The following is a 14703-nucleotide window of genomic DNA, read 5'->3' as shown; positions in this document are numbered from 1 at the left end:
TGCATGCATGTCCACCTCAATTGAGGCACATGCCCCGGCGTCCCGGACTGTCCCCTGCACATCACTCGCACACCCGACAGGTGCCCGCCCTGATGCGACCGACCGGGCAACCGTCACGCCGGGCCCGGAGGCCGGCGGCCCTCGAGCGCGTCCCGGACCGGATCCTGTACGGGTGCGGGCGGCGGGTCGGTCGGGAGCGACCGCACTCCTCGGAGAACGGCACCGTCCCGCGGGCGAGCTGTCGAGCCGCGCGTCGGGCCTTCCGCGCAGGGCGCCGGGCGGCGCGGGAGGTCGCCGCCTCGGATGCGGGTGGCCAGGCCGGACACCGTCCGGCCTGGCCGGGGCAGGGGATGTTCTTCGAGCCCGCAGCGGCGCCCCGCCCGACGGGGGGAGTGATCCTTGCGCGTGGTCCTTGTGCGTGGTTGACATGTGGATGGTCGCCACCCTCTGGCACATCGCCGTGACCATCGTGTTCGGTGCGGGACAGTTCTCCGTCGAGCGCCCCTACGCGCGCGGCTCCGCACGTGCCCTGCCGTCCACGCCTCCGCGAAGGCTCGGGCTCCGTCTCGCCGCACTTCGCGCCCGGTCGGCAAGGGCGACCGCACCCGAGGCCCGCCCGGCGGTGGACGGCGGCCGGTGAGCCCGGTGAGCCCGCCGACGGTGTTGCGTTCCCTATATTTCCTATCGATTTACTGGGGAAGTATTGACCGGCCACCCCGCGGGTGCGCAGGATGATGCCCATGTCCCCCACGCAGCAACGACTCGTTCGTCGTCGGCATGTCGACTTTGGTCACGTCGTCAGCGCCGCCTGCTGTCGCGGGTGAAGCACGCGCCTCACTCCCCGCGCGTGCCACGCCGCTCCTTCTTCCTCATCCCAGGTGCTCAGGCGCGTCCCCTCCCGCCGCGCCTGACGACCCGACATCCTCCTGAAGGACGACCGCCATGACCACGGCACTTCCGGCCCAGGCCACCCCGTCCGGTCCGTCACTCGCCGACCCCCGTCACCTCCGCCTCGTGGGCGACATCGCGCAGGACGGCGGCGGGGGACACGGTTCCGCTCCGCTCGTCGGCTATCTCCTGCTCGTCCCCGAGGGCACCGATCCCGCCGGGCTCTTCGCCGAGGGCGTGACACGACCGGAGATCCGGCCGGTCGCCCACACGGACTCATCCACCGTCCGGCAGAAGGGGGACGAGGCCGTCCGGCGGACGGGAGACGACGCCGTCCGGATCGATCCCGCGCGTCACGTCACGAAGGTGGACGGAGCCGAACTCGACCTCACCTACCTGGAGTTCGCGCTGCTGGCCCACCTGGTCCAGCAGCCCCACCAGGTGCACTCGCGCGAGCGGCTGATGGCCGGCATATGGGGCTACGACCACATCGGCGACGGGCGCACCGTCGACGTGCACATCGCGCGTCTGCGCCGCAAGCTCGGCGCGGCACACCGGCACCGCATCGTCACCGTCCGGCGGGTGGGATACAAGTACGTGCCCGCCCGGCAGGACGACACCACCACCGCACCGTGCCGTCGACCTTAGAGGAGACCGCTTCCATGGGCGTTGCCCCCGCGCCGGCCGACCCCGCTCAGGAAGGCGACCGGACCGGGCCCGGCCGGGCGCACTGGCTGCGCGTGGCCCGGGAGACGGCGGACGACCTGGCCACGGACGCGTCGGCCCGGGAACAGGCGGGCAAGGCCCCGTTCGACGAGGTGTCCCGGCTGCGTGAGGCGGGCCTGCTGACCCTCCTGGTACCGGCCGGGTTCGGGGGAGGCGGCGCGGACTGGCCCACGGCCTACGCCGTGATCCGGGAGATCGCCGCGGCCGACGGTGCGATCGGTCAACTGCTCGGCTGTCACTACTTCCTGTCGTGGAGCGCGCGGTTCTTGACTCAGCCCTCCTCCGCCGACCGGCTCGAGCGGCAGTCCGCGGCGGAGCAGTGGTGCTGGGGCGGCGGTCTCGCCCGTCAGGAGAGCCCGCTGACGCTGACCGGGACGGGCGGCGGCCATGTGCTCGACGGCCGCCAGAGCTACGTCACCGGGGTCCTGGTCGCCGACCGCCTCGCCGTGCGGGCCGTGCGGGCCGACACCGGCGAACCCCTCGCCGTCGTCGTCGATCCGACCCGTCACGGCGTGGGGATCGACGGCGACGCCGACACCTTCGGCCAACGGCTCGCGGCCGGCGGGAGCGTCGAGTTCGACGCCGTGGGCGTCGCCGCCGACGACGTGCTCGGTTCCCTGTCCGCGGACGAGGACGTCCTGTCGCCCCTGACCGCCCTGGTGTCGCCGGTCGGACGGCTGCTGTCCGTCCAGCTCCGTCTCGGCATGGCCGAGGGGGTGCTCGCCGAAGCCCGTGAGTACAGCCGGGCGGCGCACTCCGCCTGGCAGACCGCCTGGCCGGCCGGCTCCCCCCGGGACCCGCACGTGCTGTCCGTCTACGGAGAACTCACCGTCCTCACGCGCTCGGCCTCCGCGCTCGCCGATCAGGCGCTGCAGGCCGTGCACGACGGGCTGGCGCGCGGGGAAGACCTGACCTTCGACGACTGCGCGGAGATCTCGGTCCTCGTGGCCCTGGCCGAAGCCGCCGCCTCCCGGGCCGCGCAGGAGTCCGCCGCGCGCGCCCTCGACATCGTCGGCACCCGCTCGGCCTCCTCACGGCTGGGCTTCGACCGCTTCTGGCGCAATGCCCGGACCCACACCCTCTACGAGCCGGTCACCCACCGGATCCGCGAAGTCGGCGACTACTTCCTCAACGGTGAGCACCCTCCGTTCGTCCTGCCCATCTGAACGTACGGGCGCGGCCCCGCCGGCACCCCGAAACGTTCCCCGTGCGCGACGCCGTGGCCGGCCGCGCCCCGAACCCGGGACGCCGGACCGGCGAGGAGGGCACCGGACCGGGACCGAGTGGGCACGGTCCTCCTCCCGCCGCATCAGGGTGATCCGGATCCACCGGAGAACGCGGCGTCCAGGTCATTGTGAACACCGTGCTTCACCAGCGTGTCGGCCGATTGAGAACATGAGACGGAGACGCGGACGACGTTGACCCGGCCGGTTTTCGCGGCAACCCTCTTGGGTGTGAGCACGTCCGAGTACCTCGCCGCGCGCCTGCACGTCGACCTGCGACGTCAGGCCAGCGCCATCTGTGCCGTCGGCCGCCGCGTCCGCTGACCGCGCCGCTCCCCCTCCGCTCCCCCTTCCGCTCCTTTTCGCAGTCGGCCACCACGCGCCCGACGCTGTCGGGACGAGGGGAAGGATCCCTCGCAGTCGCTGCTGCCGAGGCCTCTTTCCCGCCATGGGGCGCATGCCCCGTCCGCGCCCGCCAGGGCGTCCCGCACTTCCTCCCGCGGGGCCCGGTCACGCCGGCCGATCCGTTCGGACGCCCTTTCTCGTCATGGCCGGAAGCGCCTCCTTCCTCCGGTCCCGGTTCCGACGGCCGCTTTCGGCCACCGCTTCCGGCCGCTTTCCGCCGGCGCGGAAACCCGCTCCAGCCACTCCTCGATCTTGAACAGGACCTTCCATGGCCACGACGGCATCGACCCGACGCCAGTTCCTCACCCTGCTGGGCCTCTCGACCGTGGCCGTGGGCTGCGGCACCGCGACCGGAGCCACATCCGGCAAGGGCCGGACCAAGACCCTCCGGTACCAGGGCTGGGCGGGCCAGGTCACCCTGCCGGAACTGGCCGAGGATCTCGGCCATCTGGGCGACGTGAAGCTGGAGTGGGTCGGCAACACGATCAGCGGGCCGCAGGACATCCAGTCCGCGGCCACCGGCCAGGTCGACTTCGGCGGCGCGTTCAACGGCGCGGTCGTCAAACTCGCCGCGAACGGCGCCCCCGTCAAGGCGGTCATCAGCTACTACGGCTCCGACAAGTACGCCTACAACGGCTTCTACGTCCTCCAGGACAGCCCGATCCGCTCGGCCAGGGACCTGATCGGCAAGAAGATCGGGATGAACACCCTCGGCGCCCACTCCGAGGCCATGCTCGACATCTACCTGCGGCGAGGCGGTCTGTCCCGGACGGAGACCGGCAAGGCCGAGCCCCTGGTGGTGCCCCCGGTCAACACCGAGCAGGCGCTGCGGAAGAAGCAGATCGACGTGGCCGTGCTCGGCGGCATCCTGCGCGACAAGGCCCTGGCCGCCGGGGGCATCCGCCCGCTGTTCACCGACCACCAGCTGCTCGGCGCGTTCAGTGCCGGCACCTACGTGATGACGGACCGCTTCCTGAAGCAGAACCCCGACACCGCCCGGGTCTTCGTCACCGGCGTCGGAAAGGCCATCGAGTGGGCCCGTTCCACCCCGCACGACGAAGTCGTCGCCCGGATGACCGGCATCGTCAGGAAGCGCGGCCGCAACGAGGACACCGCACCGCTGAAGTACTGGCGCTCCTTCGGCGTCGCCGAGACGGCGGGCCGGATCACCGACGAGGAATTCCAGCTGTGGATCGACTGGCTCGCCGAGCGCGGCGACATCAAGAAGGGCCAGGTCACGCCGGCGGACCTCTACACCAATCAGTTCAACGACGCGGGCGGGGCCGGCGCCGCGGCTTCCCCGGCGGCTTCCTCCTCACCGACGAACGGGAGCTGACCCCATGCCCGGATCCATCACACCCAAGCTGGTGCTCGAGCAGGTGCGGAAGGACTTCACCGTCAAGGACCGGACGCGGAAGGACCGGACGCGGAAGGACCGGACGCGGAAGGGCCGAGCAGCGGGCACGGACCGTGCGGGGACTGGGCAGGACACCCGGTTCACCGCCCTCGACACCGTCGATCTGGAGATAGCGGCCGGCGAGTTCTTCGTCCTGGTCGGCCCCAGCGGCTGCGGGAAGTCGACGCTGCTCGACCTCCTCGGCGGCCTCGTACAGCCCACCGCGGGACGGATCCTCCTGGACGGCGAACCCGTCACCGGCCCAGGTCTGGACCGCGGCGTCGTGTTCCAGCAGTACGCGCTGCTGCCGTGGCGCACCGCGCAGGGCAACGTCGAGTTCGGCTTGGAGGCCACCGGCGTCCCGCGACGCCGACGGGCCGCGCGGGCACGGGAGTTCCTCGACCTGGTCGGCCTGTCCGGGTTCGAGGACCGCCACCCGCACGAGCTGTCGGGCGGAATGCGGCAGCGGGTGGCGATCGCCCGCAGCCTCGCCTACGACCCCGACGTGCTCCTGATGGACGAGCCGTTCGCCGCGCTGGACGCCCAGACCCGGGAGTCGCTCCAGGACGAACTGCTGCACATCTGGCAGCGCACCGGCAAGACCGTCGTCTTCATCACCCACGGCATCGACGAGGCCGTCTACCTGGGACAGCGCGTCGCCGTCATGACGTCGAGGCCGGGCCGCGTCAAGCAGATCGTGCCGGTCGCCCTCGGCTCCCGCACGGCGACCGACGACCCGCGCTCCAGCCCCGAGTTCGCGCGCCACCGGCACGAGATCTGGTCACTGCTGCACGACGAGGTCGCCAGGGCACAGCAGTTGGAGAAGGAGGAGGCTTCCGTATGAGCACCACGACCGGCACGACCACCGGCACAGCCACCGGCACGACCCCGACGCCGGGCTCCGCGAGCGCCGCCGGGCCCGTCCCGCCCCCTCCCCCTGCGGCGTCCTCGCCGTCCACGTCGTCCGCGCCGTCCGCGCCACCCGGGACATCGCCGTCGGGCGTGCGCCGTGTTCCCGCCACGGCGGCCCTGGCCCGCCGGGCCGCGCGCCGGCTGCCGTACCTGGCGGTGAAGGGGGCGACCAGGTCCGCGGCGATCGTGGCCCTGGTGCTGCTGTGGGAGACCGCGCCGCGGCTCGGCCTGGTAGACCGGACCTTCCTGCCGCCGTTCAGTGAGGTCGCCCGCGCCTGGTGGGGGCTGGCGGCCGACGGGCAGCTCGCCGACAACACGCGCGCCAGCCTGGTGCGCTCGTTCAGCGGATTCGGCATCGCCGTGGTCGTCGCCGTGCCGCTCGGTCTGCTGATCGGCTGGTACCGGCCGGTGGCCGACCTCCTCGGCCCCCTGCTGGAGGTCTTCCGCAACACCGCGGCGCTCGCCCTGCTGCCGGTGTTCGTGCTGCTGCTGGGCATCGGCGAGACCTCGAAGATCTCCATCGTGGTGTACGCGTGCACCTGGCCGATCCTGCTCAACACCATCAGCGCGGTCCGCAACGTCGACCCGACCCTGCTGAAGCTGGCGAAGTCGATGGACCTGTCCGCTCCCCGGCTGTTCCAGAAGGTCATCCTGCCGTCGTCGGTACCGGTGGTCTTCACCGGCGTCCGGCTGGCCGGAGCGGCTGCCGTCCTGGTGCTGGTCGCCGCCGAGATGATCGGCGCGAAGGCGGGCCTCGGCTATCTGATCAACGCCTCGCAGTACAACTTCGCGATCCCGCAGATGTACGCGGGCATCCTCACGATCTCCCTCATCGGCGTGGCCTTCAACCAGCTCCTGGTGGCCGTGGAGCGGCGGCTCAGTTCCTGGCGCGTCTCCCCGGCCGGCTGACCCGGTCCGCCGGATGCCTCACCGTCACCGCGATCGCCGCTCCCGGCCGTCTCACCGCCTTCCGACCCGAGGAACCCCATGACCGCGACCGGACCCCGTCAGCTCCACCTCAACGCCTTCCTGATGAACGCCGGCCACCACGACGCCGCCTGGCGGCACCCCCGTACCCAGCCCGAACGCGTCACCGATCTGCGCTACTTCCAGCAGCTCGCGCGGACCGCCGAACGCGGCCTGCTCGACTCGGTCTTCCTCGCCGACGGCCTCGCCCTGTGGGGCAAGGTCCGGCACAACGCGCTCGGCGGCCTCGAACCGCTCACCCTGCTGTCCGCCCTGGCCGCGGTCACCGAGCACGTGGGTCTGATCGCCACCGTCTCCACCACCTTCAACGAGCCCTTCCACACCGCCCGCAAGTTCGCCTCCCTGGACCACATCAGCGGCGGCCGGGCCGGCTGGAACATCGTCACCTCCGGCACCGTGAACGAGGCCCGCAACTTCGGGCAGGCCGAGCACCTGGAACACCGGCTGCGCTACGAGCGGGCGCGGGAGTTCCTCGAGGTCGCCACCAAGCTCTGGGACAGCTGGGAGGACGACGCCGTCGTGCTCGACCGGGAGCGCGGTGTCTACGCCGACACCGACAAGGTGCGGGAGATCAACCACCGCGGGGAGTACTTCGGCGTGCAGGGCCCGCTGAACGTGCCGCGCACCCCGCAGGGGTACCCGCTGCTGGTGCAGGCCGGCTCGTCGGAGGACGGCAAGGAGTTCGCCGCCCGGTACGCCGAAGCCGTCTTCACCGCCCAGCAGACCCTCGCCGACGGCCAGGCCTTCTACAAGGACCTCAAGGCCCGGCTGTCCCGCCACGGCCGCAGCGAGGACCACCTGCTCGTCCTGCCCGGCATCGCCCCCGTCCTCGGCTCCACCGAAGCCGAGGCCCGCGCCCTGGAACGGGAACTGACGGAACTGCAGGTCCCCGAGTACGGGCTCGCACAGCTGTCGGGGATGCTCGGCACCGACCTGACCGGGCTCCCGCTGGACGGCCCGCTGCCCGACCTGCCCGAGGAACGGGACATCAACGGCAACAAGAGCCGCTTCACGCTCGTCGCCGAACTCGCCCGCCGCGACGGCCTCACCCTGCGCGAGCTCATCGCCCGCCTCGGCGCCGGACGCGGCCACCGCGTCTTCGCCGGCACGCCCGAACAGGTGGCCGACCAGCTCGAGGAGTGGTTCACCCAGGGCGCCGCCGACGGCTTCAACATCATGCCGCCCCATCTGCCGGGCGGCCTGGAGGACTTCGTCGACCACGTCGTGCCGATCCTGCAGCGGCGCGGCCTGTTCCGCACCGAGTACACCGGCCGCACCCTGCGCGAGCACTACGGCCTGCCCCGCCCCGCCAACCGGCTGGCCACGACGACCGCGGGAGAAGGACGACCGGCATGAGCGGGCCGGACCTCCGGGCCTGCCGGCCGATGTCCTCCCCCGGACCCTCGGGGCCCGAACCCCCGGACCCCCGAGGCCCCGAGGCCCCGAGGCCCCAAGGTCCGGACCCCGGGGTGCGGGGAACCTCCCTGCCCTTCACTCCCTGATCACCTCACCCTCTGATCACCTCACCCCCTGATCACCTCGCGACCGGTCGCCTCCCGGCCGGTCGCCTCCCGGAAGGACACCCGCCCGCATGACCACCAGCACCGGCTTCGACATCCGCAGGATCGGCGGCCGCATCGGCGCCGAGATCCTCGGCGTGGATCTCTCCACCGACCTCGCCCCCGCCGTCGTCATCGAGATCAACTCCGCGCTCCTGGAGCACAAGGCGCTCGTCTTCCGCGACCAGCGGCTCGACGACGCCGGCCAGCTCCGCTTCGCCTCGCTCTTCGGTGAGCTCACCACCGCGCACCCCACGGTGCCCTCGGTGGAGGGACAGCCCCGGATCCTGCCCGTCGACGGCGAGGAGGGCGTCCGGGCCAACCACTGGCACACGGACGTCACCTTCGTCCGGACTCCCCCGAAGGCGTCCACGCTGCGCGGCATCGTGGTCCCGCCCTACGGCGGCAACACCCTGATCGCCAACGCTGCCGCCGCGTACCGCGACCTGCCCGAACCGCTGCGGGAGCTGGCCGACAAGCTGTGGGCGGTGCACACCAACGACCACGACTACGCCGCCCCCAGGACCGAGAAGGCGGCCGAGCACCGCAGGAGGTTCGTCTCCCGGAAGTACCGCACCGCCCACCCGGTCGTCCGCGTCCACCCCGAGACCGGGGAGCGCGGCCTGTTCATCGGCGGCTTCGCCCAGAGCATCATCGGTCTCGGCCCCTCCGACTCCCGTGACCTCCTGCGCCTCTTCCAGTCGTACGTCACCCGCCCCGAGAACATCGTGCGCGTGGCCTGGACGCCCGGTGACCTGGTCCTGTTCGACAACCGCATCACCCAGCACCACGCCCCCGACGACTACGGCGACCTGCCCCGCCTGCTGCACCGGGTGACCGTCGCCGGCGACGTCCCCGCCGGTGTCGACGGCACCCTCAGCCACGTCATCGAGGGCGACGACGCCTCCCACTACACCTCCGCCGCGGCCTGAGTCCGCCGGCCGCCGGGCGGGGACGCCTCCCCCGCCCGGCGGCCCTCCCGCAGCGGACACCGGCCACAGCCGTACGGGATAATGGGCGCATGCGGATCTCAGCCAGGGCGGACTACGCGGTACGTGCCGCACTGCAACTCGCCGCGTCACGGGACGACGGGCCACTGAAGGCCGAGGCCATCGCCTCCGCCCAGGACATCCCGCACAAATTCCTCGAGGGCATCCTGAACGACATGCGCCGGGGCGGTCTCGTGCTCAGTCAACGCGGCGGCAACGGCGGCTACCGCCTGGCCAAGCCCGCCGAGTCCATCAGCATCGCCGACGTCATCCGCGTCGTGGACGGGCCGCTGGTCTCCGTGCGCGGGGTCCGCCCCCCGGAGCTGTCCTACACCGGCCCCGCCGAGTCGCTGCTCCCCCTGTGGATCGCACTGCGGTCCAACGTGCGCGAGATCCTCGACGGCGTGTCGCTCGCCGACGTCGCGTCCGCCCGGCTCCCCGCGAATGTGTCCGCGCTGACGGAGACGCCGGACGCCTGGGTCAACCCCTGACCCTCCCCTGACCCTCCCGGGCCGCTCCCGTGCCCCTCCCGGCAGTTCATCCATCTCATTTTTCGAGACGGGCCGGTCCGCATCGCGAACACCCTCTTGGGGCGGGCGTCTTCTTCTGCCACGATCCCTAGCAGTCAGGTAGGAAAACTAGGGAACACCGGGGGTGCGGCGATGGGAACGCTCGACCGCGGCGTCCGGTTGCCGCCTCGCCTGACCTCGCGCCGCCACATCGACTTCGGCCGTGTGTCCAGCGCCATCTGTCGGCCCGTCCGATAGCGCCCTCGCGCCCTCCTGACCCACGTCCCGGGCGTGGCACGACGACGCCGTGGGCGCGACCTCCACCCCCCGCGATCCGCTCCTCCCCGAGACGGCATGCCTGCCGACGAGGGGGCGAGTGGCACGCCGGTGCACACCCGCGGGCCCCGCCCCCCACGTTCGCGTACCTCCCTGATCACCCATCCCCTGAGAGGACACCTCCGTGTCTGCCGCAAGACCGCTCACGACCCTGCGCGTCCTCGCCGTCATGACGGCGCTCCCCGTCCTGCTGACCGCCTGCGGGTACGGATCCGAGTCGACCGACGACGGCAAGAAGACCGCGGTCGCGGCCGACGCCGAGAAGCTCTCCGCCGACGAGGTGAAGATCGGCTACTTCCCGAACCTCACGCACGCCACCGCCCTCGTGGGTGTCCAGGAGGGGCTGCTCCAGAAGGAGCTCGGCGGCACCACGATCAAGGCCTCGACCTTCAACGCCGGTCCCTCCGAGATCGAGGCGCTCAACGCCGGCTCCATCGACATCGGCTGGATCGGCCCCTCCCCCGCCATCAACGGCTACACCAAGTCGAACGGCAAGAACCTGCGCATCATCGGCGGTTCCGCCTCCGGCGGCGTGAAGCTCGTCGTCGACCCGAAGAAGATCAAGTCCCTGAAGGACGTCAAGGGCAAGAAGATCGCGACCCCGCAGCTCGGCAACACCCAGGACGTCGCGTTCCTCAACTGGATCACCGAGCAGGGCTGGAAGGTCGACGCGGAGAGCGGCAAGGGCGACGTCTCCGTCGTCCGCACCGACAACAAGATCACCCCCGACGCCTACAGGTCCGGCTCCGTCGACGGCGCCTGGGTGCCCGAACCGACCGCGTCCAAGCTGGTCGCCGAGGGCGCGAAGGTGCTCCTGGACGAGTCCGACCTGTGGCCCGACAAGAAGTTCGTGATCACGAACATCATCGTGTCGCAGAAGTTCCTCAAGGAGCACCCGGACGTCGTCGAGGCCGTACTGCGCGGCTCGGTGAAGACCAACGAGTGGATCAACGCCAACCCGGACAAGGCGAAGGCGTCCGCCAACACGGCGCTGGCGGCGCTGTCCGGAAAGGCGCTGCCCGCCGAGATCATCGACCCGGCCTGGAAGTCCGTCACCTTCCTCGACGACCCGCTGGCCTCGACCCTCGACACGGAGGCGGAGCACGCGGTGAAGGCCGGTCTGCTGGACGAGCCCGACCTGAAGGGCATCTACGACCTCACACTGCTCAACAAGGTCCTGAAGGCCGAGGGCAAGGGCGAGGTCGACGACGCCGGTCTGGGTGCCCGGTAACGACGAGCCGACCCGGATGCCCGGCAACGACGAGCCGGTCCGGGCACCCGGCAACGACGAGAGGACCGGGGAGTTCCCGGAGGGTGACGTCCCCGGCGGCCACGATCTGCGGGGCCGCCGGGCCCGAGGAGCCGTTCGGCGCCCCAGGCACCGGCCACGCCGGCCTCACCGGCCACGCCGTCACTCCTTCGTCCCGACGGCCTCCACCGGACGGGCCCTCAGCAGCAGGCGTGCGGGCACCATCGCGCCGGCCACGGTCAGCGCGGCGGTCAGGCCGACGATCGCCAGGTACCCGGGCACGGAGACGGACGGCCACACCGTTCCGTTCACGGCCGTCGCGACCAGCGCCAGGGGGAAGGCCGACAGAGCGGTTCCGAGCAGGACTCCCACCACGGCCACCGTGAGGCTCTCGCGGCGCATCATGGCCATCACCTGACGGCGGGTGGTTCCGCTCAGCCGGAGCAGGGCGAACTCACGGCGCCTGGTGGCGGTGTTCATGGCCTGGGTGTTGACCACCGTGATCGCGGTGTAGGCGATGATCACGGCGACGACGAGGTAGTTGACCCAGGCCGTCGCGCGCTGCTCGGCCACCTGCGCGTCGGTCGTCGGTCCGTCGTCCAGTGAGGTGCCGGGATAGTCGGCGGCGAGCGCCGAGAGCGCTCCGGCCGGGTCCGGCCCCGCGGACGCCGACCGGACCAGCACGGACCGGTCGAGGCGGTCGGTGGTGTGCGCCAGCAGCAGGTCGTGGTCGAAGGTGACGTCCGCGAAGCCGAATCCCCGCTCGTAGACGGCGATCACCCGGCCGGTGAAGGCCGTGCCGTCCCCGAGATGCAGCCGCGCCCGGTCTCCGACGCCGAGGCCCAGCCAGGAGGCGGTGGTGGTGCTGACGGCCACCGTGCCGGAGGACAGCTCCGCAAGGTCGCCCCGCGTCACTCCCAGGTCCATGGTGGCGGCCGCGGCCCGCGGCTCGACGCCCTGAGCGCTCAGGGAGACCGCTTCCTCCTCCCCGAGCAGGGAGCCCACTCCCACCACCTTGGAGCGCACGATCCCCGTGGCCGCGCGCACGCCCGGCAACCGGCCCGCCCGCCGGGCCAGTTCGGGGGAAACGCCGGACGGCGCGGTCAGGACGTGGTCGGCGACGGTGCCGGCGTGGAGCTGGTCGGCGGACTCCTTCAGCTGCGTGGTCTGGGTGAAGACCACCGTGGCCGCGAAGGCGACGACCAGCACGAGAGGGGTGACGGCCCCCGCGGTGCGGGTGGCCTGACTGCGCGCGTTCGCCGTGGCCAGCCAGCCGGTGACGCCGGTCCCGCGCAGGGCGGGGGCCAGGATCCGGATCGCCGTGCGGGTGAGGGCCGGGCCGAGTACCGCCACCGCGATCACGAGCACGAGGACCAGGGAGTTGGCCAGCCCGACGAGGGTGAGGAAGTCGGTGCGCGTGCCGAGACCGAGGCCGGTGGCGGCGGCCGCCAGGGCCAGCAGCACGCAGCCGGTGACGGTGCGTCCGCGCCCCAGGCGCGTGGGCTCGGCCGCGGCCTCGCCGAGAGCTTCCGTCGGACGGATGCGGGTGGTGCGGCGCGAGGCGAAGAACACCGCGGTCAGCGCGGTCAGGACGGTCACGGCGATCGCGGCGAGGAACGGCAGCGGCCCCGGCGTCGGCCGGAAGTCGGGAGGCACGATGCCGTGCCCGGCGAACCGGGCGCCGAGCCAGTGGACCGCTCCGGCGCCGGCCGGGCACCCGGCGACTCCCGCGGCCAGGGCGACCGCGACCGTCTCGGCGACGAGCATGCGGCGCAGCTGACGCGGGGTGGTGCCGACGGCCCGCAGGAGCGCCAGTTCCCGGCGCCGGTGCAGGATCGCCAGCGAGATGGTGGCGTACAGGACGAAGACCGCCACGAGCAGTACGTTGCCGCCGATCGCGGTGGCGAGTTCGACGAGGTTGGCGGCGCCGACGGCGACGTCGTCGAACTCCGCCCTGCCGCGTCCCGCGCCGGTCTCGACGACGGCAGGCTGTGCGGCGAGGGCCTTCTCGACGGCCGAGGCCACCTGCTCCGGGGAAGCGCCCGGCGAGGTCAGGACCCCGAAGGCGCGGACGCCGTCGGAGGCGCTGTCGTCGAGGCGGTCCATGGCGGCGTCGGTGACGAACAGCACCGACTGGCGGGGGGTGCGTCCGTCGCCGAGCGCGACCAGCCCGGCGACGCCGTACGTGCGCGGGGTGGAGGAGGTCATGAGCCTGACGGTGCCGCCGGACCGGACGCCGGCCCTGGCGGCGAGGTCGGTGTCCAGCACGACCTCCCGGCTGCCTCGCGGCGCGCGTCCCTCGGTGAGGCGGAAGCCGCCCAGCGCGAGGCCGGCCCAGGTGTGCGCCTGGGGCACGCGACCGTTGCGGCCCGTGACGGCGTGTCCGCCGGCGAGTACGCGGACCGTGGCCCCGCGGTCCGCGACGACCGACCCGACCCCGTCGACGGCGGCTATCCGTTCCGCCGTCGACCGCGGGAGCAGGGCTCGCTCGGACAGCGGCTGCCCGCTCCCGTGGGCCGATCCGTCGGCGGACCGCACGTCGAGCACGACCTCCTGCTCGCCGGAGACGACGACCGCGGCCCTCGCGTACCGTTCGGGCGGCAGGGTGGAGCGGAGTCCGGACTCCAGGAGCACGCCGCAGGCACTGATCACCGTGGCGCCCAGGAACAGGGCGAGGAAGGTGGCGGCGAACGCTCCCCGGCGCGCCCGCAGGCTCGACAGTCCCAGGCGCAGCATCACGAGGTCCCCCGCAGTCCGGACATGATGTGCCTGACCTGCTCCGCGGTCGGCCGGTCCAGATGCCGCACGATGCGTCCCTCCCGCAGGAACAGCACGTGGTCGCCGTGCTCCGCCGCCACGGGGTCGTGGGTGACCATGACGACCGTCTGGTGCAGGTCGGTGACCGTCTGCCGCAGGAGCGCCAGGATCTCCAGGGCGGTGTCGGGGTCCAGGGCGCCGGTCGGCTCGTCCGCGAACAGCACCTCCGGCCGGGTGACCAGGGCCCGTGCGACGGCCACGCGCTGCTGCTGCCCTCCGGACAGTTCCGCGGGCCTGCGCTCGAGCAGCCCGGACAGCCCCGTTCTCCCGGTGACGTCACGCACCCAGCCGTCGTCCGCGCGCGTGCCCGCCAGCCGGAGGGGGAGGGTGATGTTCTCGGCCGCGGTGAGGGAGGGCAGCAGGTTGAACGCCTGGAAGACGAATCCGACGCGGGTCCGGCGCAGTTCCGTCAGCCGTGTCTCGTCGAGCCGGGCCAGGTCCTGCCCGCCCAGGTGCACCGTGCCGGACGTGGGCCGGTCGAGACCGGCGGCGCAGTGCAGGAACGTGCTCTTGCCGGAGCCGGAGGGCCCCATGACGGACGTGAAGGTCCCGGGCGTGATGCCGACGCTGACCTGGTCCAGAGCCGCCACGCCGGAGGCCGCGCTCCCGTAGTACTTGGTGACCTTCGTCAGTCGTACGGCGCTCGTGGTGGTGACCGGGGCGGCGGCCGGTTCGTCGCGGCTGTGCAGCCTGGCCATGGAGTCCTC

At 72.3% G+C, this 14703-nt stretch carries 13 protein-coding genes; 11 read left to right on the top strand and 2 right to left on the bottom strand.

The features are described 5' to 3' along the window. Positions 1-418 precede the first annotated feature (418 nt). The 11 genes from ACH4N1_RS27600 (at position 419) to ACH4N1_RS27550 (ending at position 11161) form a co-directional block, all read left to right on the top strand. On the top strand, positions 419-640 hold the full coding sequence (locus tag ACH4N1_RS27600) for a hypothetical protein (RefSeq protein WP_398101109.1): 222 nt from the start codon (positions 419-421) through the stop codon (positions 638-640). A gap of 302 nt (positions 641-942) precedes the next feature. After that, positions 943-1536, top strand: coding sequence for a winged helix-turn-helix domain-containing protein (locus tag ACH4N1_RS27595; RefSeq protein WP_398101107.1), 594 nt, complete (start codon positions 943-945; stop codon positions 1534-1536). A 14-nt stretch (positions 1537-1550) separates the two neighbouring features. Then, the gene (locus ACH4N1_RS27590) at positions 1551-2780 is read left to right on the top strand and encodes an acyl-CoA dehydrogenase family protein (RefSeq protein WP_398101105.1); all 1230 of its coding nucleotides are present in this window, start codon (positions 1551-1553) and stop codon (positions 2778-2780) included. Between the two features lie 288 nt (positions 2781-3068). Next, a complete protein-coding gene (locus tag ACH4N1_RS27585; protein WP_398101103.1) occupies positions 3069-3161 on the top strand; it encodes a putative leader peptide in 93 nt (30 codons plus the stop codon). 349 nt (positions 3162-3510) lie between these two features. Continuing rightward, entirely contained in the window at positions 3511-4578 is a 1068-nt protein-coding gene (locus ACH4N1_RS27580; RefSeq protein WP_398101101.1) for an ABC transporter substrate-binding protein, read from the top strand. Between the two features lie 4 nt (positions 4579-4582). Next, the gene (locus ACH4N1_RS27575; RefSeq protein ID WP_398101099.1) at positions 4583-5482 is read left to right on the top strand and encodes an ABC transporter ATP-binding protein; all 900 of its coding nucleotides are present in this window, start codon (positions 4583-4585) and stop codon (positions 5480-5482) included. Beyond that, positions 5479-6459: an ABC transporter permease gene (locus tag ACH4N1_RS27570; RefSeq protein ID WP_398101097.1), complete on the top strand. Its 981-nt coding sequence runs from the start codon at positions 5479-5481 to the stop codon at positions 6457-6459. Before ACH4N1_RS27575 ends, ACH4N1_RS27570 begins: the two co-directional genes overlap by 4 nt. Positions 6460-6537: 78 nt before the next feature. Then, complete coding sequence (locus ACH4N1_RS27565; protein ID WP_398101095.1) at positions 6538-7893, top strand: LLM class flavin-dependent oxidoreductase; 1356 nt, start codon at positions 6538-6540, stop codon at positions 7891-7893. A 235-nt stretch (positions 7894-8128) separates the two neighbouring features. Then, positions 8129-9028 carry a TauD/TfdA dioxygenase family protein gene (locus tag ACH4N1_RS27560; protein WP_398101093.1) on the top strand — a complete coding sequence of 300 codons (900 nt, stop codon included), beginning with the start codon at positions 8129-8131 and terminating at the stop codon, positions 9026-9028. An 89-nt stretch (positions 9029-9117) separates the two neighbouring features. Continuing rightward, a complete protein-coding gene (locus ACH4N1_RS27555) occupies positions 9118-9576 on the top strand; it encodes an RrF2 family transcriptional regulator (protein WP_398101091.1) in 459 nt (152 codons plus the stop codon). Between the two features lie 478 nt (positions 9577-10054). Then, a complete protein-coding gene (locus ACH4N1_RS27550; RefSeq protein WP_398101089.1) occupies positions 10055-11161 on the top strand; it encodes an ABC transporter substrate-binding protein in 1107 nt (368 codons plus the stop codon). Positions 11162-11341: 180 nt separating this feature from the next. Here ACH4N1_RS27550 and ACH4N1_RS27545 read toward each other — a convergent pair whose 3' ends face one another. Together ACH4N1_RS27545 and ACH4N1_RS27540 are read right to left on the bottom strand one after the other, a co-directional pair. Beyond that, on the bottom strand, positions 11342-13915 hold the full coding sequence (locus ACH4N1_RS27545) for an FtsX-like permease family protein (RefSeq protein WP_398101087.1): 2574 nt from the start codon (positions 13913-13915) through the stop codon (positions 11342-11344). After that, positions 13915-14694, bottom strand: a complete 780-nt coding sequence (locus tag ACH4N1_RS27540) for an ABC transporter ATP-binding protein (protein WP_398101085.1) — start codon at positions 14692-14694, stop codon at positions 13915-13917. The genes ACH4N1_RS27545 and ACH4N1_RS27540 overlap by 1 nt, the downstream gene beginning before the upstream one ends. Between the last annotated feature and the right edge of the window lie 9 nt (positions 14695-14703).

This window comes from Streptomyces sp. NPDC017202 (assembly GCF_044331705.1).
Classification (GTDB): domain Bacteria; phylum Actinomycetota; class Actinomycetes; order Streptomycetales; family Streptomycetaceae; genus Streptomyces.
Note: the sequence above shows the minus strand (reverse complement) of the source record. Positions and strands in the feature narration are given on the sequence as shown.